The following is a 22,610-nucleotide window of genomic DNA, read 5'->3' on the forward strand; positions in this document are numbered from 1 at the left end:
ATCACCCCTGCGTCGCTGCTGCGGCCGTCAGGGCCTGGGTGCGCGCGTCCTCGGTCGCCTGAACCGTCTCGGCCGGGATGTAGTAGTCGCGCCTGTAGTTGAAGGTGTGGAAGATGGTGTAGGCGATGAGGGCGGCGAAGCCCGCCGCCGCCAGCCACCAGATATACCAGATCAGGGCGAAGCCAACGATCAGCGACAGCGCCGACAGGATGAAGCCGGCCCCGGTGTTGGCGGGCATGTGGATCGGTTTGAATCCTTCCGTCGGACGCTCATAGCCGCGCGTCTTCATGTCCCACCAGGCGTCGCTGTCGTGGATGATCGGCGTCTTGGCGAAGTTGTAGTCCGGCGGCGGCGACGAGGTGGCCCACTCCAGCGTGCGGCCCAGCCAGGGGTCGCCGGTCTCGTCGCGCAGCTTGTCGCGATGGATGATGCTGACGGCGAACTGGATCAGCATGGCCAGGATGCCGACGGCGATGACGGCCACGCCGACGCCCGCGATGACGAACCAGATCTGATAGGCCGGGTCGTCGAAGACCCGCATCCGCCGCGTCACCCCCATGAAGCCCAGGACGTACAGCGGCATGAAGGCCATCCAGAAGCCGACCACCCAGCACCAGAAGCTGACCAGCCCCCACTTCTTCTCCAGCCGGAAGCCGAAGGCCTTGGGCCACCAGAAGTTGATGGCGGCGAACAGGCCGAACAGCACCCCGCCGATGATGACGTTGTGGAAGTGGGCGATCAGGAACAGGGAGTTGTGCAGCACGAAGTCCGCCGGCGGCACCGCCAGCATGACGCCTGTCATCCCGCCGATCACGAAGGTCAGCATGAAGGCGACCGTCCACATCATCGGCAGCTCGAACCGGATGCGGCCGCGGTACATGGTGAACAGCCAGTTGAACAGCTTGGCCCCTGTCGGGATCGAGATGATCATCGTCGTGATCCCGAAGAAGGAGTTCACGGACGCGCCCGAGCCCATGGTGAAGAAGTGGTGCAGCCACACCAGGTAGGACAGGATGGTGATGACCACCGTCGCATAGACCATGGAGGTGTAGCCGAAGAGCTTCTTGCCCGAGAAAGTCGAGGTGACTTCGGAAAACACACCGAACAGCGGCAGGATCAGGATGTAGACCTCGGGGTGGCCCCAGATCCAGATCAGGTTCACGTACATCATCGGGTTGCCGCCGAAGTCGTTCGTGAAGAAGTTGGTGCCGATGTAGCGGTCCGCCGACAGCAGGACCAGCGTCGCCGTCAGGATCGGGAAGGACGCCACGATCAGGATGTTGGCGCACAGCGAGGTCCAGGTGAAGACCGGCATCTTCATCAGGCCCATGCCCGGCGCGCGCATCTTCACGATGGTGGCGATCAGGTTGATGCCGGACAGGGTGGTCCCTACCCCCGCGATCTGCAGCGCCCAGATGTAGTAGTCGACGCCGACGCCCGGACTGTAGCCGATGCCCGACAGCGGCGGATAGGCCAGCCACCCCGTGCGCGCGAACTCGCCGATGAACAGCGAGGCCATGACCAGCACGGCCCCCATGGTGGTCATCCAGAAGCTGAAGTTGTTGAGGAAGGGGAAGGAGACGTCCCGCGCCCCGATCTGCAGCGGCACCAGATAGTTCATCAGGCCGGTGATCAGGGGCATGGCCACGAAGAAGATCATGATCACGCCGTGGGCGGTGAAGATCTGATCATAGTGGTGGGCGTTGAGGTAGCCCTCGGACCCGCCGAAGGCCATCGCCTGCTGCAGACGCATCATCACCGCATCGGCGAAGCCGCGCAGGAACATGATCAGGCCCAGGATCATGTACATGATCCCGATCTTCTTGTGGTCCACGGTGGTGAACCACTCCTTCCAGAGATAGCCCCACAGCTTGTAGCGGGTGATCAGGCCCAGCACCCCCAGACCGCCGATGACGACGACGGCGAAGGTGGCGACCAGGATGGGCTCGTGGAACGGAAGCGACTCCCAGTTCAACCGACCCAGAAGCGGCGATGTGGAATGTTCGACGGTCATGATCGTTCAGGCGCTCAGGATTGCGACGCGGCGGGCGCGGACGCCGTGGAAGGCGCGGTGAAAAGGGAGGCGAACCGCTCGCCGGACGAAGAACCGGCGCGGCCGGGACGCTCCAGCCCCTGCCCCATGACGCGGTTCAGAGGCGTGTCGCGGGCGACGTCCTCGCCGAAGGCCTGACGGCGACGGGCGGCCTCGACGGCGGCGGCCTCGGCCTCCAGCGGAGTGCAGATCGTCAGCACATAGGACTCGCCCGCGCCGAAGACGGCGTCGCCGCGACGGGCGTATTTGTCATAGACCAGCGGCAGGGTGTTCTTGACCGCCGTCAGGCCCAGGCCGCCCTTGCGGTCGATGTCCATCATCTCGCCCATGCACATCTTGCCCGGCTCGACGCACATGTTGACCACGGCGTTGAACAGGCGATCGTCGACCGAGGCGTAGTGGATGACGGGCACCTTCTCGCTGGGCTTTTCCAGCTCCAGATAGGTTTCGCGGTCCAGCCCCTGGCCGGCAGCGCGCACGCCCGCGACCCATTGGTCGAAGCCGGCCTCGTCCAGGCCGTGGAAGGCGAAGCGCATGTTCGAGAAGCCGTCGCCGGAATAGTTGGCCGAGAAGCCGACGTATTCGCCCGGACGGTTGATGACGGCGTGCAGCTTCGTCTCCATGCCCGGCATGGCGTAGATCTGACCGGCCAGGGCGGGGATGTAGAAGGAGTTCATCACCCCGGTCGAGGTGATGTGGAAGCGGATCGGCCGATCGACCGGCGCAGCCAGCTCATTCACCGTGGCGATGCCGTATTCGGGGTAGATGAACAGCCACTTCCAGTCCATGGCCACCACCTCGACCTGCAACGGGCGGTGATCCTCGGCCACGGCCTGCCCCGCCGCCACGCGGTCCAGCGGGCGATAGGGGTCCAGCAGGTGCGTCCCGGCCCAGGTGATGGCGCCCAGGCAGATGATGATCAGCAACGGCGCGGCCCAGATCACGAGCTCCAGATGGGTCGAGTGGTCCCAGTCCGGTTCGTAACGGGCCTCCTTGTTCGATTCCCGGTATTTCCAGGCGAAGAAGACGGTCAGGATCATCACCGGAATGATGATGACCAGCATCAATATGACGGACATGACCAGCAGGTCGCGCTGCTGGGCGGCGATGTCGCCGGCAGGCGACAGCACCACGGCCTCGCAGCCGGGCAGCAAGGCCAGAAGAGGCAACAGCAACAGGGGGCGCAGTCGGCGCACGGCGGCTCCAGTCGAGGTTCGAGGCGAGGTCGCGGTCATCGTGCAGGCCCCGTAGCCCCGCCCCCGAACAGGCGACATTGGACAATCTGCCCTATCCCTTGCGCCGACCATCGGGAGCAAAGGGGCCGTTCCAACATTCTATTGTCGCGGGCGCGCGTGCGCCCCGGTTCCTGGAGCCTCATCGGTCATGAACGCAGCCAGCGGCGCGCCTTCTTCAGAGCCCCTCGAGCGGGACGCCAGCCGGATCAACGCGCGAGACGGCAAAATCGACGCGGGCGAAATCGCCATCGGCGTCATCATCGGCCGGACGTCGGAGTTCTTCGACTTCTTCGTCTACGCCATCGCCTCGGTCGTGGTGTTTCCACAGCTGGTGTTTCCCTATGCGGGACCGCTGGTCGGGACGCTGCTGTCCTTCGCCGTCTTCGCCGTGGCCTTCATCGCCCGGCCGTTCGGCACGGCCCTGTTCATCGCCATCGACCGGCGCTTCGGGCGCGGGACCAAGCTGACCATCGCCCTGTTCCTGCTGGGCCTTTCGACCGTCTGCCTGGGATTCCTGCCGGGACATGAGCAGGTCGGCCACTGGTCGGCCGCCATGCTGATCGCCCTGCGGATCGGTCAGGGCGTGGCCCTGGGCGGCGCCTGGGACGGCATGGCCTCCCTGCTGTCCGTCAGCGCGCCCGAGAAGCGGCGCGGCTGGTACGCCATGGTGCCGCAGCTGGGCGCCCCGATCGGCCTGATGGTCGCCAGCGCCCTGTTCGCCTATTTCCTCAGCAAGCTGTCGGCGGCCGACTTCATGGACTGGGGCTGGCGTTATCCCTTCTTCGTGGCCTTCGCCATCAACGTCGTGGCCCTGTTCGCGCGCCTGCGCATCGTGGTGACGCCGACCTTCCAGGCGGCCTTCGAGACTCTGGAGCTGCACCCCGCGCCCGTGACCAAGGCCGTGCGCGAGGAAGGCGGCGACATCATCATCGGCGCCTTCGCCCCCCTGGCCAGCTTCGCCATGTTCCACATGGTGACGGTGTTCCCGCTGTCGTGGGTCTTTCTCTACACCGACGAGGCGCCCAGCCGCTTCCTGATGATCGAGCTGATCGGCGCCGTCTTCGGCCTGTTCGCCATCCTGGCCTCGGGCTGGCTGGCCGATCGCTACGGCCGCCGCGCCCTGCTGGCGGTCACGGCGGCGGGCATCGCCGCCTTCTCGGGTTTCGCGCCCCAGCTTCTGGACGGCGGCCCGGCGGGCGAGCTGACCTATATGATCCTGGGCTTCATCCTGCTGGGCCTGTCGTTCGGCCAGGCCTCGGGCGCCATCGCCTCCAGCTTCAGCCTGGCCAACCGCTATACCGCCTCGGCCCTGACCTCGGACCTGGCCTGGCTGTTCGGCGCGGGCTTCGCCCCGCTGGCGGCGCTGGCCCTGTCGGGCCGGTTCGGCCTGGTGGCGGGCGGCGCCTATCTGCTGTCGGGCGCGATCTGCACCCTTCTGGCCCTGTGGCTGAATCGCGAACTGGCCAAGGAGCGCGCGAGCTCCAAGGCCTGACCGCCGGATCGGACGTCGCCTCATGATCAAGGGCGGCGCGCTCGGAGGAGCGCGCCGCCCTTGTGACATCTGCGGGTCTCTTCGCCTCGATAAGGTTATCGGCCGTTTACGATAGGACTTAAGCGCCCGCTAAGTCTGTCTGATCGCCTGACGTTAACAGCGGCCGAGTATCGTCACCTGGAAATCAAGGGTGATGAGGACGTCATGACCAAGCTGATGCAGGCAAAACGCCGTGCGCTTCTGGCGATAGCCGCCGGCCTTACAATGGCGGCGGCGCCCCAGATCGCGGTCGCAGGTCCGACAGCGGGACATTCCTACAAGCTGCGCGCCACCGTGCCGGTCGCTTGCTGGGTGCGCCCCGATCGGACCGTCATGGCCGAAACCGGCCGCATGGGCTCGGTGGTCGAGGCCTGCAACAGCCCCGGCGGCTTCACCGTTTCGGCCCAGTACCGCCCCCTGGCGGAGACCGAAAAGGCCCGCATCATCTACGGCGACCGCTCGCTGGATCTGACCAGGACCGGCCTTCTGGAGCTGCGCCGCTCCAGCATGGCGACCATTCGGACCGTCGACTACCGCTTCGACGACGTTCAACTGGACGAGCCGTTGATCCTCGCCCTGACGATCCAGCCGATCTGACAGGCTCATAGTCCTCAAACGATGACGCCCCGCAGATTGCTCTGCGGGGCGTTTTCACTTGCGGCTCAGGGGCGAACGGCCTCGCCCCCGCTGATCAGATCGCCGCGACGGTGAAGGTCAGGGTGTCGCTGTAGTCCCCCGCCCGCTTGCCGGAGGTATCGCCGATGCGGACGGTCAGGGGATAGTCGTCGTTACGCGCCTGAGCCGAGGCCACGTCGAAGCTGTACGGCGCCGTCAGATTGACCTGCCGGGAGCCCATCTGCAGCCCATAGTCGATGGACCAGGCGGTGCCCGCCTGACGCAGCTTGCCCAGATTCTGAGAGGTGACGGACACGCGATATCCGCCCGTGCTGTGGACGTAAACCGAGGTGTTGAGCGCCCGCGTCCCCTCATTCAGTTCGCCCAGATTGATCGTCGGCACGCCGTTCTGTCGGGTGAACTCGCCCTTGAGGCCGATCATGGCGGCCGCGGCCATCTCCAGAACGATGGTCACGGGCCGTTCGGCATGGACCTCGCCGTTGGCCGCTTGCAGGGCGATGTAGGCGACCTGGCTGTAGCGCCCGTAAGGCAGATTGGCGGGAGGGCGGACGGCCACGCCGATCCGGGCCAGTTCGCGCCCTTCCTTGGGCACATGGATCTGAGCCCCCGTGACGATGCCGCTCACCCCCGAACGGGGCGTGATATCGGCGGTGCTCTGCTCATCGCGCATGGCGTAGGGCACGCGCACCCTGCTGCCGGGACTTCCCAGGCCGAACAGCTCACCGCGCAGGGACACGCTGAAGCGCCCGTTGCACGGCGTCTGACCCGTGTTGACCAGCGCCATGTCGAAGGTGCGGTACGCGGCGTCGTCCTCGAGCGGGTTATAGCGAATGACCCATTGGTCGACTGCGGGGTCCAGGCTCAGGTTGCACTTGGCCTGGGCGGAAGCCTGGCCGGCCAGCCCCAGAACGCCCAGGGCGCCCACGGCGGCGACAGCCAGTTTACGAGCATCTCCGGCGATCATGTTCTTCTTCCTTCCCGTTATTCTTCCGGCACGTCGATCGGCAGGGTTACGGTCTGCATGTCGAGCAAGCCCTCGTTGTCGGCCGGCACGGTGAACTCGAAACCCGCCGCCGGGCTGGTGAAGAGTTCAACGCGATAGGTCTTGCCCGGCTTCAGTTTCTGGACGGCGAAACGGCCGACCGAGTTGGTGAAGAACAGTTCGGGCTCGGCGTTCGGCTCGTCTGCGGGACGCACGCGGCCCGAGAGCAGGGCCGCCGGCCGGCCGCCGTTGCCCACGATCCGTCCCAGGGCGGAGACGAAGGCGTCGCTGCCGACCTGGATGGAATAGCCGCTCTTGTAGGCGGGCCGAACGCGCAGCACGCCGTCGCCGACATCATAGCCTAGCGGGACGTCCAGCACGTCGTAGCGCACCGACTGGTTCACATAGGAGGTCAGGGTGTTGGACAGCGCCGGCCCGAGGGCGCCGCTGCGCGACGTATAGGCCCCGCCCTGGAAGGACTCGCCGACGATCACCGGGTGATCCCCGAGCGTCTCGTGCGGGTAAACGATGGCGAAGCTGTCGTAGATGTTCCGCCCGATCGCCGCCCGACCGCCGGTCGTGGCGATCGAACTGCCGATGCGCAGGGTGGTGACCTGCTCGTCCGAGATGCTGCTGAAGCTCTCGCCGAACGCCGTGTGCGACAGGCTGGCGTCGAAACGGTTGCCCACATAGTCCAGCTGGCCCGAGACCGTGCCGGGACCGTCGTCATAGGTGGACTGGACCGAGTAGCCCCACGATCCCACGCGGTTCTCGCTCGACTGCTGGAAGCGCATGCTGCCGGAATTGCGCGCCGAATTATAACGCGCCTCGCCGCGCCGATCGTATCGCGGCGACCAGATCAGGGCGATGGTGAAGCCGAAGCCGTCGCGGGTCGTCCCGAAGCGGTTGCCGTAGTCCGTATACTCCGTCCCGAACTGCAGCCCCCAGGCGGGCGTCACCCGATAGGTGGTCGTGGCCGACAGCGTGTAGGAATCGTCCATGAAGGTGCTGCGGCTCATGCGGTAGGAGGCCGTCGCGTTCGCCAGCCAGTCCGCAGAGAAGCGGTGCGAATAGGCCCCCGTGAAGATCCACGAAATCGGGTTCTGGCCCGAGGCGTTGCCCAAGCTCGAATAGTCCTCGGAGGTATAGTCCGCCACGAAGGTCCAGCTGTCGTAGGTATCGCCCCGGTCGACGGCCAGGTCATAGCTCAGGGCATAGGCATAGCCCTGCCCGTAGTCGCTGTTGCTGACCGACAGGTCGAGACGCGCTCGCGCGCCGTTCTTCAGGATCACCTGCGTCTGGCCGGTCAGGTTCTGCACCTCTTCCGAAGCCTGCAGCCCTATGCCCAGCGCCGGGCGGTTCTCGAACGCCTTGCGCCAGTAGCCGGTGAAGGCCAGCTCCCCGTCGCTGTAGTCCGGCGTGCCGAACAGTCCGGAGTTCGTCACCCCCAGATAGGCGCCGTATTCATAGTCGCCCGGCTCCAGGTCGATGGCGTCCAGATAGGCGCTGTAGGAGACGGTCTCCATCCGCCCCGATTCATTCTGAATCTCCAGCTGGACGTCGTTCGAGCCGGTTTCGAGCGGCAGGTTGGAGAGGTCGTACTGGCCCGGATCGAGGCGAAACTCGCGGACGAAGACGCCGTTGCGCAGGACACGGACCGTGGAGGCTTCCTGCAGGACCAGCTGCCGCCCGCCCGCCAGGACGTTGTTGCGGAAACTCTCGAAGCGCTGCCGCTGGCGCGCCACGCCGACGCCGCCCATCTGGACGTAGCCCTGTCGGCCCCGCGTCTCGGGATCCAGGTCGCCGAGGTACCAGCGACGGAAGGCTTCGGGCTGATCGTAGACGAAGCGCGCGTAGCGCCGGTCGACCTCGTAATCGCCGGTGAGCAGGTCCTCTCGTCCCTGGACGTCGGTTTCGAAGACCAGGTTCCGGAAGCGCATCGCGCCATTCAGATAAAGACTGGGCGTTCCGACCTCGCCGGTCGAATTGCGCCGCTGCACCAACATGTTGGTGTTCAGATAGGCCGAGAAGTCCTCGGGCGCGACGCCGGGATCGTCGGGTCGACCGCCCTGGAACAGCGACTCCACCGAGCGCTTCGTCGGATCGATGCGCAGCACCAGCACCGCCAACTGATCGGGGTCGTATTCCAGGCGAATGCCTGTCGTGTTGATTTCCTCGGGCGCGAAAGACTCCACGCCTTCCAGCCGCGCCGCCAGTTCCGCCTGGGCCTCGGGCGTCAGCAAGGGGTTGATCAGACGCTGGAACCCCGCGCTCTCGACGATGAAGCGGTCGTCGCGAGTCAGCAGGACCGGCATCTCGCCCAGCACCCGGCTGTTGAAGTTCAGCGGCACCGTCATGGCGATGTCGCGGTCGTAGGGGTTGATGTTGGGTCGCGGCTGCCCAGCGCCGGTCGTCTGGCTTGCAGCGACGGCCTGCCCGTCCTCGGCTTGCCCTTCCTGGGCCGCAGCCGTCGACGCCGCCAGCATGGCTGCGATCAGCGCCAGGCGCGACGCCGTCCCCCTGATCCTCGCCCCCCTCATGGTCAGCGCCCGAACCGAAGGGTCACAGGCTTCGCCGGGTCCAGCTCAACGCCCGTCGGCAGCTTGAACGTGCGACGGCCCCCGCCGGGCGCCAGATATCCGACGCCGACGGTCTGGGAGACTTCATCGCTGTTGTATTCGCGACGGAACGGCTGACCGGCCTTGTCCGTCCCTTCGACGATCCAGGTGGCGCCGCTCATCAGGGCGTAGCGTTTGCCGCTGTTGGCGACGACGATCTCGACGCCCGGCTCCGCCGGAGGCGCCGCGACGGGCTGGCCGCCCGTGAGCGAAGGATCGATCTCAGGCGCAGGAGGCGTGACCATCGCGGGCCTGACCGAAACGATCTCGACCTTGGGCTGGGCGCCCGGGGGCGCCACCACGATGAGGGCCTTCATGGTGTAGAGCACCTGGACGGCCACCGCGCCGCCCCCCTCGGCCACGTCCGGGTCGGTGGCGACGGGCAGTTGCTTCACCCACAGATAATAGGCGCGCGATACGTCGATCGCCGGATCGCCGATCCACTGGACGCGAACGACCTGCCGACCGCTGACGGGCACCACGCCCTGAGGCGGAAAGACGAGAAAGTCCTCATCCGCCGGCGTCTCGACGATATTGCCGTCGGCGTCGATGTCCATGCGCGTGATGCGGGTTTCGAACGGCAGGGCGGCCGAGCCGACATTGCCCACTTCGATGCGCGCAGCGGACCCTGCGCCCGACGTCGTCAGCTCCGACACCATCGGCGACACCCGCATGGCCCAGGCCGACGTCACGACCAGGAACCCCGCGATCACGACCGCAGCGCCCCGGAGCAACCGTCCCAGCTGCGGCATACGTATGCTCAATCGCACCATCACCGACGCTCCCCAAACCCCATCCAAAGGCGTCCGCTTTCGGCCGCCCAAGCAAAACCGCCCGCCATGCCGCGCCTTGGGGCGACATCGAAGCAGCCTAACAACCGTTGATCACTGAAAAGAAAACGCGCGGAGCGGCCAGGCCGCGCCGCGCGCAATCGGTATGAACGTCGTCGCTTAGAAGGCGGCGATGTTGACGGTCAGATCGCCTTCATAGCTGCCGGCGAGCAGCGACTTGGACGGGACCGGGATGTTGACGTTCAGAGCCATGGCGGACTTCCAGGCGCCGTGCTGCTTGCTGACCGAGTTCGAGCCGGTCGGCAGAACCAGCGAGGTCGCCGAAGCCGAGCCCGCCACGCCGACGTCGCCGGCGGTGTAGTTGGCGGTCACCGAGAAGGGCAGGTTCGCCTGGAACACGTTGGTGTCGTAGCCGGCGGAGCTGTTGTTCACCAGGCCGCGGATGTCCGACTTCGACAGGGTGACGGTGTTTGAGGTGTTGCAGCCCGCCAGGTTGCTGTCGATCGTGACATTGGCCGGGGCGGTCATGTCAAAGGCGGCCGCAGGGCCCGTGTTGTCCGAGGCGTAGATGCCGATGGTGCCGAAATCGATCGTCTGCGAAGTGCTGCTGCCCGAGTAGTAGGCGCAGTCGGTCGACACCATGCCCTTCAGGGTGAAGGTCGCGCCGTCATCGCCGGCGGCCGTGCCGTTGTCGCCCTGCGCGCCGCCGAAGGCGTGCCAAGACGAAATGGCCGAGTCGCCATTCTGAGCATTCGCGCGGTTCAGACCGGCAGCGATGTTTTCGAAGAAGCCGCCGCCAGCGACATTCTGCGTACCAACGATCGGCAGGGTGGTCTGGCCGTGGTTGATGGTGTCGGCCGAAGCGGCCGAGGCGGTCAGGGCGACGGCGGCGACGCCGGCCAGCAGGGTAGCGATCTTCATGATGATTTCTCCAAGCGAGGTTTTTGAAATTCCAGCGACCGAGACTGAAAGCGCCCTCGATCTGCCCTGGATGGTAACGAACTGTAAAGGACTAGGTCAAGAAAAAAATCGACGTTCTGTAGTCGATTTTTGAATTTCTCTTCTAAGGCGAAAGCAAATTGCCGCATTATACGACCAATAAGGTCGAATATTACTTACGTTAACTTAGGCGTTTTTACTAAACTCTAGGCTGAATTGTAACGCTGAGAGTCTCAGCGTAATCACCAGCCAGCAGACCGGCCCCTTCGGGCGGCTGAGTTCGGATCTGCAGCCGACCGCCGCCCGCAGCGATCGCGTCGCCGCTGCTCAAGGTCTTGCGGGCCGTCAGCTCGGCGCTTGAATAGGCCGCGCTCATCATGCCGTCTTGCGGCGCAAGGGTCGGAACGGCGACATTCAGGGTGTAGCGGAGGGTCCCGGCGAAAGGCCCCTCGCCCCGAGGCTTGGCCACATGAGCCAACCCGCCGCTGGCGGATTCGAAACTCAGATCGAAGGGCACGTTGCAACGGAGACCCAGGTCCGCCGTCACGACCTCATTGCCGGTCAGTTCCCCGAAGTCGATGACGCCCCCGCCGGAGAGGCGGCAGTCGGCGACGATCCGCCCGGTCACCAGGACGTCGAATCCCGTCGCGCTCTCGATGGAATCCGCCTGGGCGGCCGCCGCCGAAAGAGCGACGAGCATGCCGCCCGCCAAGGCGCCGATACGCATCAGACGCCGACCAGCCGTCGCCCGGCGCGCACTTCTTGTCCTTGCGGTCCCACCCAACGTTCGCCTCCCGTGGCCGCCCCTGCGGCCGCCCCGTCCACACAGACAGAGTTCGCTGGTCAGCGTTCCAAGAGGCGTGCCATCCCATTTTGGCACACAACCAACCGGACGAGCGACGAACGCGCCCTGCCAGCAAAGGTTAATGAAACGTTAACGCCAAGCTCTCTAGTGCGAAGCTCTGGCGCGGGCAAGCAAATGTTTCATTTTGGGATTGTGAGGGTACTTCCCTGTGTCAGCCCGCCTTGGCCTTGCGCCGCCAGTGGGTCAGCAGGTGTTCGGTATAGCCGTTGGGCTGCTCCGCCCCCCTGAACACCAGATCGCAGGCCGCCTGCCACGCCGGACCGTCATAGGCGGGCGCCAGAGGACGATAGGCCGGATCGCCCGCGTTCTGACGATCCACCACCACGGCCATGCGCTTCAACGCCTCCTGGACCTCATCCTCGGTCGTGACGCCGTGGCGCAGCCAGTTGGCCAGATGCTGGCTGGAGATGCGCAGCGTCGCCCGGTCCTCCATAAGGCCCACGTCGTGGATGTCCGGCACCTTGGAGCAGCCGACGCCCTGATCCACCCAGCGCACGACGTAGCCGAGGATGCCCTGGGCGTTGTTGTCCAGCTCCTGCCGGATCTCGTCGGCGCCCGGCGTCGCGATCGCGAACGGCGGGGTCAGCAGGGGTGCCAGGCCGGTCGGCGCGCGCGTCGCGATCTCAACCTGACGCGCCCAGACGTCGACCTCGTGATAGTGCAGGGCGTGCAGGGTCGCCGCCGTCGGCGACGGAACCCAGGCCGTCGAGGCGCCCGCGCGCGGATGGCTCGCCTTGGTCGCCAGCATGTCGCCCATGCGGTCGGGCGCGGCCCACATGCCCTTGCCGATCTGCGCCCGGCCCGACAGGCCCGCCTTCAGGCCGATGTCGACGTTGCGATCCTCATAGGCCTTGATCCAGCCGGTCTCGCGCACCGCCTCCTTGCGGACGACCGGCCCGCCTTCCATCACCGTGTGGATCTCGTCACCCGTGCGATCCAGGAAGCCGGTGTTGATGAAGACCACCCGGCCCTTCGCCGCCGCGATGCAGTTCATCAGGTTGACGCTGGTGCGACGCTCCTCGTCCATGATGCCCATCTTCAGCGTCAGGGCGGGCAGGCCCAGCATGGTCTCGACCGCGCCGAACAGGTCGTCGGCGAAGGCCACCTCGTCCGAGCCGTGCATCTTGGGCCGCACCACATAGACCGAGCCCGCCGGGCTGTTGCGCGCCTCGGCCGGACGGCGCAGGTCGTGCAGGCCGATCAGGCCCGTCATGGCGATGTCCAGCAGATGCTCGGGCGTCTCGCGCCCGTGCGCGTCCAGCACGGCGTCGGTCGTCAGGTGCAGGCCGACGTTGCGCACCAGCATCAGGCTGCGCCCCTTCAGGGCCAGCGTCGATCCGTCCGGCGCCGTATAGAGGCGGTCCGGGTTCAGGCGCCGCTCGACCGTGCGGCCGTCCTTTTCGAAATCGGCCTGAAGATCGCCGCGCATCAGGCCCAGCCAGTTGGCGTAAACCAGCCGCTTGTCCGCCGCATCGACGGCGGCGACGCTGTCCTCGGCGTCGGCGATGGCCGACAGGGCCGCCTCGGCCACGACATCGGCGACGCCCGCCGGGTCGTCGCGGCCGATGCGGTGCGCGCGGTCGATGACGATCTCCAGATGCAGGCCGTTGTGGCGCAGCAGGACGCCCGACGGCGCCGCCGCCTCCCCCGCATGACCGGCGAAGACGGCCGGATCGGCCAGCCCTGTTTCACGTCCCCCGGACAGGGCGACGACCAGCCGCCCGTCCTCGACGCGATAGCCGACCGCCTCGCCATGACCGCCCGCAGCCAGCGGCGCGGCCTGATCCAGGAAGGCGCGAGCGCGGGCGATGACGCGAGCGCCCCGCTCGACGTCATAGCCGCCCGCCCTGGGCGCCTCGCCCAGCGCATCGGTGCCGTAAAGCGCATCATACAGGCTGCCCCAGCGCGCATTGGCGGCGTTCAGCAGATAGCGGGCGTTGGTCAGGGGGACGACCAGTTGCGGCCCCGCCAGGGTTGCGATCTCGGGGTCGACGTTCGCCGTCTCGGCCCGCACGCTGTCGCGCTCGGGCTCGATGTAGCCGATCTCGTGCAGATAGGCCTGATAGGCCGCCTGATCCGGTTGGCCCGGATAGGCGCGGTGCCAGTCGTTCAGCTTGCGCTGCAGTTCATCGCGACGTTCCAGCAGGTCGCGATTCCGGCGGCCGAAGCGGGCCAGCAGCCCCTCGACCCCGGCCCAGAAGGCCTCGGCGCTCACGCCCGTGTCCGGCGTCGCCTGATCGCGCACGAAAGCGTCAAGCTCGGCGGCGACCTTCAGGCTGCCGTGGCGGACATAGGCGTCGGCGGGAGTCGTGGGGGCGTCGAACATGGCGGTCTCCTTCAGCCTGAAGACTACGCCCTAATGGCCGCCGCTATCCACGGCGAAGAAAGCGGCTTATCTTTGCAAAATCTGCAATGATGAGAGCCCGCCATGCTGGCCGAGTATGAAATCTTCGTCCGTGCGCTGGAGGAAGGCAGCCTGTCCGCCGCCGCGCGTCGGCTGGACCTGTCGCCCGCCGTGGCCTCGCGCAGGCTGGCGCGGTTGGAGGACCGGCTGGGGGTGCGGCTGATCGAGCGCACCTCGCGCCGCCTGGCCCCGACGGAGGCCGGACGGCTGGTCTATGACCGCGCGGCGCAACTGCTGGAAGGGGTCGAGGATCTGGAGGCCGTGGTGTCGCGCCGCACGACGCAGGCACGCGGCCTGCTGCGCGTCTCGGCGCCGACCTCGTTCGGGCGGCGACGGCTGGCGCCGCTGCTGCAGCCCTTCCTGGCGGCGCAGCCCCGCCTGACGCTGGAGTTGAACCTGACCGACGCCTTCGTGGACCTGATGGCCGAGGACGTCGACGTGGCGGTGCGGATCGGCGGGTATGAGGCGGCTGACCCGCTAATGCACCGCCTCGCGCCGAACCGGCGGGTGCTGTGCGCGTCCCCCGCCTATCTGGCCGAGCACGGCGCGCCGGAGAGCCTGGACGACCTGCGCCGTCACGCTCAGTTGGCGGCCGAGAACCAGTCGACCTGGCGGCTGGAAGGTCCCGAAGGCCCTGTCGTCTTCCGCGCCCGCAGCCGGGTGCGGACCAACTCAAGCGAAGTGGCGCGCGAACTGGCCCTGGCGGGCGTCGGCGTCGCCCTGCGCTCGACATGGGATGTCGGGGACGAACTGCGCGACGGGCGTCTGCAGGTCGTATTGCCGCAATATGCGGGGTCGTCGGACGTGGCGATCTTCGCCCTGACGGCCGGGCGGGCGCGAGCCGAAACCCGCGTCCGCGCCTTCATCGACTTCCTGAGCGGGCTGTATGGCGATGTGCCAGAATGGGACAAATAGGCCGTCTTACGGCTTCAGCCACCGATCCAGCCAGGACGACATCTCATACAGGGCGTGCCCCACCGACTCCCGCGCGCGGTAACCGTGGGCTTCCAGCGGCAGGACGACATAACGCGCCGTCGCGCCATTGCCCTTCAGCGCCGCATAGAAGCGTTCGGTCTGCACCGGGAAGGTGCCCGAGTTGTCGTCCGCTTCGCCGTGGATCAGCAGGATCGGCTCGTTCACCCTGTTGGCGTAGGTGAAGGGCGACATCTCCGTATAGGTCTCGGTCGCCTCCCAATAGGAGCGCTGCTCCGCCTGGAAGCCGAAAGGCGTCAGGGTGCGGTTATAGGCGCCCGAACGCGCGATGCCGGTCTTGAACAGGTCGGTGTGGGCCAGCAGGTTCGCCGTCATGAAGGCGCCGTAGGAGTGGCCGCCGACGGCGATCCGCTCACGGTCCGCCACGCCCAGGGCCACCACGGCGTCGACCGCCGCCTTGGCGCTGGCCGACAGTTGCTCGATGTAGGTATCGTTCGGCTCGGCCCCGTCGCGGCCGATGATCGGCATCGTCGGGTTGTCCAGGATGGCGTAGCCCTGGGTCAACAGGAACAGGTGGCTCGATCCCGACGGACGCACGAAGCGGTTGTCGGTGTCCACCACCTGGCCGGCGACGGCTGCGTCGGTGAACTCGGCCGGATAGGCCCACATCAGCAGCGGCAGCGGACCGTCGCGGTCCTTGTCGTAACCGGCGGGCAGATACAGCGTCCCCGACAGCTCCACCCCGTCGTCGCGGGTGTAGGTGATCAGCTGGCGCGTGGCCTCGGCCAGTTGCGGCGCCGGATCGGGGAAGTTGGTCAGTTGGGTGACGCCGCCGTCCAGGTCGCGGATGCGCAGATTGGCCGGATCGACCCGGCTCTCGCGATAGGTGACCAGCTTGCGGCCCGCCTCGTCCAGAGCGCCGACGACCGTCTCATATTCACCCTGGGCCGAGCGCCAGACGCGCTCGGTCTCGCCGTTTTCCAGGTCGAGAAGGTCGAGGAAGGGGTAGGCGCCCTCGCGTGTCGCCCCATTCCCCTCGACGAAGACCCTGGAGCCGTCGGCGCTGAAGCGCATGACCGAACGGCCGCGCGCGTTCGGCTCGGTCACCACCGAGCCCGGATCGTTGTAGCGGTCCTGATAGTTGCGATCGACCAGGACGCGGCCCGCGCCGGGGTTCGACGGATCGACCAGGGTGCGGGTCTCGTGCCGGGTGTTGAACCAGCGGCTGTTGACGATGGCGGCGTCGTCGCGGCCCCACGTCGTTCCCGCGTAGCGTTCCTTCAGGTCGGCCAGGGTCTGCACCCGGTCGTTGAAGGGCGCGCGCAGCATGAAGACGCGGTCGCGCACCTCGGCGGCGTTGCGCGGATCTCCGCCGTCCTGAGCCTCAGCCCAGACCAGGGTGGCGTCTGCGTCGGCCCGCCACTGGACCGCGCGCGGACCGGGCGCCACGGCGTCGAACGGCGTGGGCACGTTATCGCGCAGCGGCAGGTCGGCCACGCGGTGCACCTCGCGGCCGTTCATGTCGGTGACGATGACGTCCGACGGAAACAGGCTGGCCGGCACGACGTAGGAATAGGGCTTCTTCACCCGCGTCTGCAGGATGTAGCGCCCGTCCGGCGAGGTCGAGACCCCCAGAATGACGCCCGGCTGCCCCACGGAGCGGGCGCGGCCGTTCAGCGACACCACCGTCGGCTGGCTGGTGAAGTAGTAGTCGAACAGGGCCTCGTCGCCGACGTTGGACAGCAGGTCCTGATAGGTCCGCACCGGGGCGGCGCGCCCGCCGGTCTCGGTGATGATCGGGCCTTCCGGCGGATGATCCACGTTCGGGACCACGCCCCGCCCGGCCGGCACCGCCAGAACCAGCAGGCCCGAGGAGTCCGACAGCCAGGAGAAGCCCGACCCCGCCGCGGCGTTGACCATAGGCCCGTTCAGCTTGCGCGCCTTGGCCTGGGCCACGTCGGCGACCCACAGTTCCAGACCGTTGGGAACATTGACCAGGAAGGCCACGGTCTGACCGTTCGGCGCCCAGCTGACGTTGGTCAGGCGCGCATTGGCGGGCAGGCCCGTCACCGGCCGCGCCGCGCCGCCGTCGACCGACTGGAAGTTGAGGCCCGTCAGCCAGGAGACGCGGCTGTTGGCCGGTCCGTTGTTCTTGGGATTGATGCGATAGCCCGCCAGCCGGAGCATCGGCTCGGCCAGTTCGGCGATGGCCGGCAGATTGGCGCGATCGGTCAGCAGCAGGGTCTTGCGGTCCGGGCTGATGATGACGCCCGGATTGGGCTTGGCGTCCAGAATCTGGGCGATCGGCGCCGGCGGCTGCTGATAGGTCGGCGCGGCGTCCTGGGCGACCGCGACGACCGGCATGGCCAGGGCCGGAACGGCGGCGGCGAGCACGAGGGCGGGCAAGGCCGCCCGCAACAGTCGATGGCGCATGGAGTTTCCCCACTGAGACGAGTCTTAAGCGGCCCTAGGTGTGAAACCCCCTTCGTCCGGGGTCAACCGTCAGGCTTGTCGCCCTGCCGCCGTCTGCGTCGCGCTTGCCGCTTGCCCCTCCTCCCCGCCCGCTTTAAGGACGGAGGAGACCGCGATATTCATCAGACGGTGAAAAAGGGAGTCCGATGGGCAAGATTTACGCTGACGTGAAGTCCGCGCTGGAGGGGCTGACATTCGACGGCATGACCGTCATGTCCGGCGGCTTCGGCCTGTGCGGCATCCCCGAAAACCTGATCGCGGGTCTGCGCGACACGGGCGTGAAGGGTCTGACCGTCATCTCCAACAACGCGGGCGTGGACGGCTTCGGCCTAGGCCAGCTGCTGGAGACGCGCCAGATCGCCAAGATGATCTCGTCCTACGTCGGCGAGAACAAGGAGTTCGAGCGCCAGTATCTGGCCGGCGAACTGCAGCTGGAGTTCAACCCGCAGGGCACCCTGGCCGAGCGCATCCGTGCCGGCGGCGCCGGCATCCCGGCCTTCTTCACCGCCACCGGCGTCGGCACCCTGGTCGCCGAGGGCAAGGAAGAGCGCGCGTTCGACGGCCGCCGCTACATCATGGAGACCGGCCTGATCGCCGACCTGTCCATCGTCAAGGCGTGGAAGGCCGATGAGCGCGGCAACCTCGTCTTCCGCAAGACGGCCCGCAACTTCAACCCGATGATGGCGACCGCCGGCAAGGTGACGGTCGTCGAAGTGGAAGAGATCGTCCCCGTCGGTTCGCTGGACCCCGACCACATCCACACGCCGGGCGTCTATGTCGACCGCCTGATCCAGACCGTGTCCGAAAAGCGCATCGAACAGCGCACCGTTCGTCAAAGGAGCGCCGCATAATGGCCCGCACTCGCGAACAACTGGCCGAACGCGCCGCCAAGGAGCTGCAGGACGGCTTCTATGTGAACCTGGGCATCGGCATCCCGACCCTGGTGGCCAACTACATCCCCGACGGCATGGTCGTGACCCTGCAGTCGGAGAACGGCATGCTGGGCATGGGCCCCTTCCCCTATGAGGGCGAGGAAGATCCCGACCTGATCAACGCCGGCAAGCAGACGATCACCGAAATCCCCGAGAGCGCCTATTTCAGCTCCTCGGACAGCTTCGCCATGATCCGCGGCGGCCACATCAACCTGTCCATCCTGGGCGCGATGGAGGTGGCCCAGAACGGCGACATCGCCAACTGGATGATCCCCGGCAAGCTGGTGAAGGGCATGGGCGGCGCGATGGACCTGGTCGCGGGCGTCAAGCGCGTGGTCGTGGTCATGGAGCACGCCAACAAGCACGGCCAGTCCAAGGTTTTGAAGGAATGTAGTCTGCCGTTGACCGGCACGGGGGTGGTCAGCCGCATCATCACCGACCTGGCGACCTTCGACGTCAAGCCGGACGGCTCGGGGCTGGAGTTGATCGAACTGGCCGAGGGCGTCTCGCTGGATGAAGTCGCGGCCAAGACCGAGGCCGACTACACGGTGGCGGCGAACCTGGGCTGAACCGCCCGCCCCGCCTGAAACGCAGAACCCCGGCGGCCTCGCGGTCGCCGGGGTTTTTCATGTCGTCCTTCTCCTCTTGCGGGAGAAGGGTATTTAGTCCCGCATCGCCTGGAAGCCCTGTTGGTCCGTCCACAGGACGATCTGGCGGCTGGCCTCGGCGGTGGCGCGATCGAAGGCGGCGACGATGGCCGACTGGCGGTTCTCGCCCGCGCCCTCGCTGACCGAGATGCGATCCTCGGCCACGATCGAGCGGTCGCCCGGCCGGACCAGGCGCAGCAGCACCACGATGTTGACGTCCGGCACGGCGCCCGGCGCGGCGTAGGCGGCCTCGAACCGGCGCACGTCCACGCTCAGCAGCAGGCCGTCGCGCGTCAGAGGGCCGCTGCTCAGCACCGTGCAGGTTCCGCCGTCCAGGAAGGCGTTGCGCAGTGCTTCCTCGAACAGGGTCTCGGCCGGCGACACCCAGCGCGCGCCCTTGATGTAGGCCGCCTCCGCCCCGGTCACGGCCAGCAGGCGATCGCCGCGCGCCGCCTCGGGGAAGTCCACCCTGCGCATGGAGACATGGACGTCCGGGCAGGCCGAGGTCGCCCCCGTCCCGGCGAAGGCCGAGGCCCCGCCGAAGCGATACAGCTGGACTGGGTCCGGCGACGACAGCAGAGCGCAACCGGACAGGGCGACCGACGCCGCCGCAATCATCAGTGTGGAACGGATCACGGCTGCACCTCGATTTCCTTGGACGGCGCCTTGGCGATGAAGTCGCGCGGGCTTTCGCGGACATTGTCGATCAGCGACTGCAGCGAGCGCGTCGCCCGATCCAGCTGGCGGATGGTGTCGTTCAACTGCGGCACCGTCTGCGTGCCGAAGTCGCCCAGCGGACCTTCCAGGCCGCTGGCCGAGCGGTTGATCGAGGCGATGGCCGCCTGGGCCTCCTCAGTCGCCTTGTTGATGTTGGCGATGGCCTGCCTGCCGTCGGTGTCGACCATCTGGCGCGCGCTGGCGCCCAAGGCCTGATATTCGCCGACAGCGGCGTTGGCCTTGGTGATCGTCTCTTCCAACTGCTGGAACATGCCCTTGCGGGCTTCCAGTTCGGCGGTCAGGGCCTCGACGTTCTTCACGCTGGTCGAGAAGCTGCGGATGTTGTCGTCCGACATGACGCGGTTGATGCGGTTCAGCGCGTCCACCGTCTGGGCCAACACCGTGCCCGACCCGCTCAGAAGCTCGGCGATGGGGCTGGGCTGGCTCTGAATCACCGGCACGACGTTTTCGGGATACTGCGTCTTCAGCAGAGCGCTATTGGGGTCGCCCGCCGTGATCTGGATGTAGTTCAGGCCCGTGATGCCCTGCGGCTCCAACTGCGCCCGCGACGTCACCCGCACCGGCGTCGTGCCGTTCAGGCGCACGCGGGCGATGACCTGATCCGCCTTCTTGGGATCCAGGTTCAGATCAGTGACCTCGCCGACGCGAATGCCGTTGAAATGGACTTCTCCGCCTTCGGACAGGCCGCGCACGGGTCCGTAGAAGACGATGTCATAGACATCGTAGTCCTTGTTGAACTGCAGCCGCGCCAGCCAGATCGTGAACACGGCCAAGGCCACCAGAAGGGCGACGGTGGCGATGCCGACGGCGGCGTAATGAGCGTCTCTTTCCATCGTTTCGCGCCCTCCTCAGGCCGCGGTCTTGTGGGCGGCGCGTCCGCGCGGCCCCAGGAAGTATTCCTTGATCCAGGGGTGGTCCGAGCGTTCCAGCTCAGCGACCGGCGCCTTGGCCACCACATGCTTGTCCGCCAGGACGGCCACCTCGTCACAGATGGCGTAAAGGCTGTCGAGGTCGTGGGTGATCATGAAGACGGTCAGCCCCAGGTCATCCGATAGCTGACGGATCAGATCGTCGAACGCCGCCGCCCCGATGGGGTCCAGCCCCGCCGTCGGCTCGTCCAAGAAAACCAGTTCGGGATCAAGCGCCAGGGCGCGGGCCAGGCCGACGCGCTTGCGCATCCCGCCCGACAGCTCCGCCGGCTTCAGATAGAGAGCCTCGGGCTTCAGACCGACCATGGCCACCTTCATCTCCGCCAGTTCGCGGATCGTGCTCTTGGGCAGTTTCGTGTGCTCGACCAGGGGCGAGGCGACATTGTCCAGCACCGTCAGGGCGGAGAACAGGGCCCCCTGCTGGAACAGCACCCCGGTGCGGCGTTCGACGGCGGCCGCCTCTTCCTTGGTCATGGCGCTGCGGTCCTGGCCGAACAGGCGCACCTCCCCGCCCTCCGGCTCCTTCAGGCCGATGATGGAGTTCAACAGCACCGTCTTGCCGGTGCCGGAGCCGCCGACGACGCCCAGCACCTCGCCGCGCATCACGTCCAGGTCGAGGTCCTGATGGATGACCCGGTCGCCGAACTGGCTGAGCAGGCCCCGCACCTGGATCAGGGCCTCGCCGTCGTCGGGTTTGCGCGTCTCGCCCGTCATATGTTCAGCTCGATGAAGATCAGGGCGAAGACGGCGTCCAGCAGGATGATGGCGAAGATGGCCTGCACCACCGCCGCCGTCACCCGACGGCCCAGGCTCTCGACGTCGCCCGCCACGGCCATGCCCTGACGACAGCCGATGGCCGCGACCACCAGGGCGAAGACCGGCGCCTTGATCAGGCCCACCATCATGTGGGTCGGCATGTAGCCGTCCTCGACCAGCCGCTGGAAGAAGAAGACGGGGCCCAGGTTCAGCTGGCTCCACGACACCATGACCCCGCCCAGCAACCCGCCCACCATGGCCAGGAAGGTCAGCAGGGGCAGCATGACCAGAAGCGCCGCCAGGCGCGGGATCACCAGGGCCTGGAACGGATCGACGCCCATCACCCGCATGGCGTCCACCTCCTGCGTCATGCGCATGGAGCCGATCTCGGCGGCGAAGGACGAGGCCGAGCGGCCCGCCAGCAGAACGGCGGTGATCACCACCGCGAACTCGCGGAAGACGGCCACGCCGATCAACTGCACGGAGAACACCCCCGCCCCGAACTGGGTCAGCAGGTCCACGCCGATGAAGGCCACCACGGCGCCGATGAAGAAGTTGGTCACCACCACGATCGGGATGGCGTCCAGGCCGGTGCGCTCGGCCTGGCTGAACCAGGCGGCCCAACGGATGCGGCCGGGGTTCCTCAGGGCCGTCACCACGGCGGCCATCAACCGGCCCAGGAAGGCCAGGGACAGCATGGCCTCGGCGCCGAAGTCATAGACCCCGCGCCCGACCTTGGCGAAGCCGCGCGTCATCGAGGCCGAACGGCGCGGCGGCTCGGCCGTCATGCAGTCGAGCTTGGCCACCATGCGGTAAAGACGCCCCGCCTCGGGCCGGGCCGACCAGGCGGTTTCGGGAATGGGACGGCTCATCGCCTGAGCCACGGCCAGGGCGCCGGCGGTGTCGAAGCGGCCCAGGTCCTCCAGATCAAGCGCCGTCACCGGCCGGCCGTCCAGCTCGGCCTTCAGCCGATCGCCCAGGCGGCCCACGGACACCGTCGACCAGTCGCCGGCCAGCCGCAGTCGCGCCTGGCCGTCCTGATGCTCGTCAATCTGGAAGTCCGCCCGATTCATGAGTCCGACACTGACACAGGCCCGCCTGCACGCATACGGCGGTTAAAGCTATGCTTTTCGCGCCGCGTCAACGACG

At 67.1% G+C, this 22,610-nt stretch carries 18 protein-coding genes; 5 read left to right on the forward strand and 13 right to left on the reverse strand.

Features of this window, described 5'->3' with window-relative positions; genetic code table 11:
- Window position 1 precedes the first annotated feature (1 nt).
- Window positions 2-2,014 (reverse strand): cytochrome o ubiquinol oxidase subunit I, encoded by a 2,013-nt coding sequence (gene cyoB, locus ACWIDZ_RS03100; RefSeq protein WP_453988291.1) that lies wholly within the window; start codon window positions 2,012-2,014, stop codon window positions 2-4.
- Window positions 2,015-2,028: 14 nt separating this feature from the next.
- Window positions 2,029-3,249: a ubiquinol oxidase subunit II gene (gene cyoA, locus ACWIDZ_RS03105; protein WP_453988290.1), complete on the reverse strand. Its 1,221-nt coding sequence runs from the start codon at window positions 3,247-3,249 to the stop codon at window positions 2,029-2,031.
- Between the two features lie 187 nt (window positions 3,250-3,436).
- Here cyoA and ACWIDZ_RS03110 point away from each other — a divergent pair, with 187 nt between their 5' ends.
- Both ACWIDZ_RS03110 and ACWIDZ_RS03115 read left to right on the forward strand, forming a co-directional pair.
- Entirely contained in the window at window positions 3,437-4,780 is a 1,344-nt protein-coding gene (locus tag ACWIDZ_RS03110; RefSeq protein ID WP_453988288.1) for an MFS transporter, read from the forward strand.
- 204 nt (window positions 4,781-4,984) lie between these two features.
- Window positions 4,985-5,416 (forward strand): hypothetical protein, encoded by a 432-nt coding sequence (locus tag ACWIDZ_RS03115; RefSeq protein ID WP_453988732.1) that lies wholly within the window; start codon window positions 4,985-4,987, stop codon window positions 5,414-5,416.
- A gap of 94 nt (window positions 5,417-5,510) precedes the next feature.
- Here ACWIDZ_RS03115 and ACWIDZ_RS03120 read toward each other — a convergent pair whose 3' ends face one another.
- From ACWIDZ_RS03120 to ACWIDZ_RS03145, 6 genes are all read right to left on the reverse strand, one after another.
- Window positions 5,511-6,419 (reverse strand): hypothetical protein, encoded by a 909-nt coding sequence (locus tag ACWIDZ_RS03120; protein ID WP_453988733.1) that lies wholly within the window; start codon window positions 6,417-6,419, stop codon window positions 5,511-5,513.
- 17 nt (window positions 6,420-6,436) lie between these two features.
- Window positions 6,437-8,977 (reverse strand): hypothetical protein, encoded by a 2,541-nt coding sequence (locus tag ACWIDZ_RS03125; protein WP_453988734.1) that lies wholly within the window; start codon window positions 8,975-8,977, stop codon window positions 6,437-6,439.
- A gap of 2 nt (window positions 8,978-8,979) precedes the next feature.
- Complete coding sequence (locus ACWIDZ_RS03130) at window positions 8,980-9,807, reverse strand: hypothetical protein (RefSeq protein WP_454077655.1); 828 nt, start codon at window positions 9,805-9,807, stop codon at window positions 8,980-8,982.
- A gap of 198 nt (window positions 9,808-10,005) precedes the next feature.
- Window positions 10,006-10,767 carry a hypothetical protein gene (locus tag ACWIDZ_RS03135; RefSeq protein ID WP_343831075.1) on the reverse strand — a complete coding sequence of 254 codons (762 nt, stop codon included), beginning with the start codon at window positions 10,765-10,767 and terminating at the stop codon, window positions 10,006-10,008.
- A gap of 217 nt (window positions 10,768-10,984) precedes the next feature.
- A complete protein-coding gene (locus tag ACWIDZ_RS03140; RefSeq protein ID WP_278070671.1) occupies window positions 10,985-11,485 on the reverse strand; it encodes a hypothetical protein in 501 nt (166 codons plus the stop codon).
- A 316-nt stretch (window positions 11,486-11,801) separates the two neighbouring features.
- Window positions 11,802-13,976: a malate synthase G gene (locus tag ACWIDZ_RS03145; RefSeq protein WP_453988736.1), complete on the reverse strand. Its 2,175-nt coding sequence runs from the start codon at window positions 13,974-13,976 to the stop codon at window positions 11,802-11,804.
- Window positions 13,977-14,078: 102 nt separating this feature from the next.
- Between ACWIDZ_RS03145 and ACWIDZ_RS03150 the strand changes: the two genes are divergently transcribed.
- Window positions 14,079-14,969 (forward strand): LysR family transcriptional regulator, encoded by an 891-nt coding sequence (locus ACWIDZ_RS03150; RefSeq protein ID WP_453988737.1) that lies wholly within the window; start codon window positions 14,079-14,081, stop codon window positions 14,967-14,969.
- 6 nt (window positions 14,970-14,975) lie between these two features.
- Here the strand turns inward: ACWIDZ_RS03150 and ACWIDZ_RS03155 are convergent, their stop codons facing one another.
- Complete coding sequence (locus ACWIDZ_RS03155) at window positions 14,976-17,420, reverse strand: prolyl oligopeptidase family serine peptidase (protein WP_453988738.1); 2,445 nt, start codon at window positions 17,418-17,420, stop codon at window positions 14,976-14,978.
- 185 nt (window positions 17,421-17,605) lie between these two features.
- Between ACWIDZ_RS03155 and ACWIDZ_RS03160 the strand changes: the two genes are divergently transcribed.
- Both ACWIDZ_RS03160 and ACWIDZ_RS03165 read left to right on the forward strand, forming a co-directional pair.
- Window positions 17,606-18,310 carry a CoA transferase subunit A gene (locus ACWIDZ_RS03160; protein WP_346487396.1) on the forward strand — a complete coding sequence of 235 codons (705 nt, stop codon included), beginning with the start codon at window positions 17,606-17,608 and terminating at the stop codon, window positions 18,308-18,310.
- A complete protein-coding gene (locus tag ACWIDZ_RS03165) occupies window positions 18,310-18,960 on the forward strand; it encodes a 3-oxoacid CoA-transferase subunit B (RefSeq protein WP_453988739.1) in 651 nt (216 codons plus the stop codon). The genes ACWIDZ_RS03160 and ACWIDZ_RS03165 overlap by 1 nt, the downstream gene beginning before the upstream one ends.
- 93 nt (window positions 18,961-19,053) lie before the next feature.
- Here ACWIDZ_RS03165 and ACWIDZ_RS03170 read toward each other — a convergent pair whose 3' ends face one another.
- The 4 genes from ACWIDZ_RS03170 to ACWIDZ_RS03185 are packed head-to-tail and all read right to left on the reverse strand — an operon-like array spanning window position 19,054 to window position 22,534.
- A complete protein-coding gene (locus ACWIDZ_RS03170) occupies window positions 19,054-19,674 on the reverse strand; it encodes an ABC-type transport auxiliary lipoprotein family protein (protein ID WP_453988740.1) in 621 nt (206 codons plus the stop codon).
- Entirely contained in the window at window positions 19,671-20,609 is a 939-nt protein-coding gene (locus tag ACWIDZ_RS03175) for an MlaD family protein (RefSeq protein ID WP_291776532.1), read from the reverse strand. Before ACWIDZ_RS03175 ends, ACWIDZ_RS03170 begins: the two co-directional genes overlap by 4 nt.
- Window positions 20,610-20,624: 15 nt before the next feature.
- Complete coding sequence (locus ACWIDZ_RS03180) at window positions 20,625-21,419, reverse strand: ABC transporter ATP-binding protein (RefSeq protein ID WP_291776534.1); 795 nt, start codon at window positions 21,417-21,419, stop codon at window positions 20,625-20,627.
- Window positions 21,416-22,534 (reverse strand): ABC transporter permease, encoded by a 1,119-nt coding sequence (locus ACWIDZ_RS03185; RefSeq protein WP_291776536.1) that lies wholly within the window; start codon window positions 22,532-22,534, stop codon window positions 21,416-21,418. The genes ACWIDZ_RS03180 and ACWIDZ_RS03185 overlap by 4 nt, the downstream gene beginning before the upstream one ends.
- Between the last annotated feature and the right edge of the window lie 76 nt (window positions 22,535-22,610).

Source organism: Brevundimonas sp. NPDC055311 (assembly GCF_053645695.1).

Bases quoted from the DNA above. Each gene is read 5' to 3' on its own strand.
- ACWIDZ_RS03125 (WP_453988734.1), bottom strand. From the start codon at position 8,977: ATGAGGGGGGCGAGGATCAGGGGGACGGCGTCGCGCCTGGCGCTGATC.
- ACWIDZ_RS03160 (WP_346487396.1), top strand. From the start codon at position 17,606: ATGGGCAAGATTTACGCTGACGTGAAGTCCGCGCTGGAGGGGCTGACA.
- ACWIDZ_RS03140 (WP_278070671.1), bottom strand. From the start codon at position 11,485: ATGCTCGTCGCTCTTTCGGCGGCGGCCGCCCAGGCGGATTCCATCGAG.
- cyoB (WP_453988291.1), bottom strand. From the start codon at position 2,014: ATGACCGTCGAACATTCCACATCGCCGCTTCTGGGTCGGTTGAACTGG.
- ACWIDZ_RS03110 (WP_453988288.1), top strand. From the start codon at position 3,437: ATGAACGCAGCCAGCGGCGCGCCTTCTTCAGAGCCCCTCGAGCGGGAC.
- ACWIDZ_RS03120 (WP_453988733.1), bottom strand. From the start codon at position 6,419: ATGATCGCCGGAGATGCTCGTAAACTGGCTGTCGCCGCCGTGGGCGCC.
- ACWIDZ_RS03175 (WP_291776532.1), bottom strand. From the start codon at position 20,609: ATGGAAAGAGACGCTCATTACGCCGCCGTCGGCATCGCCACCGTCGCC.
- ACWIDZ_RS03180 (WP_291776534.1), bottom strand. From the start codon at position 21,419: ATGACGGGCGAGACGCGCAAACCCGACGACGGCGAGGCCCTGATCCAG.
- ACWIDZ_RS03145 (WP_453988736.1), bottom strand. From the start codon at position 13,976: ATGTTCGACGCCCCCACGACTCCCGCCGACGCCTATGTCCGCCACGGC.
- ACWIDZ_RS03165 (WP_453988739.1), top strand. From the start codon at position 18,310: ATGGCCCGCACTCGCGAACAACTGGCCGAACGCGCCGCCAAGGAGCTG.
- ACWIDZ_RS03150 (WP_453988737.1), top strand. From the start codon at position 14,079: ATGCTGGCCGAGTATGAAATCTTCGTCCGTGCGCTGGAGGAAGGCAGC.
- ACWIDZ_RS03130 (WP_454077655.1), bottom strand. From the start codon at position 9,807: ATGCCGCAGCTGGGACGGTTGCTCCGGGGCGCTGCGGTCGTGATCGCG.
- ACWIDZ_RS03115 (WP_453988732.1), top strand. From the start codon at position 4,985: ATGACCAAGCTGATGCAGGCAAAACGCCGTGCGCTTCTGGCGATAGCC.
- ACWIDZ_RS03135 (WP_343831075.1), bottom strand. From the start codon at position 10,767: ATGAAGATCGCTACCCTGCTGGCCGGCGTCGCCGCCGTCGCCCTGACC.
- ACWIDZ_RS03155 (WP_453988738.1), bottom strand. From the start codon at position 17,420: ATGCGCCATCGACTGTTGCGGGCGGCCTTGCCCGCCCTCGTGCTCGCC.
- ACWIDZ_RS03185 (WP_291776536.1), bottom strand. From the start codon at position 22,534: ATGAATCGGGCGGACTTCCAGATTGACGAGCATCAGGACGGCCAGGCG.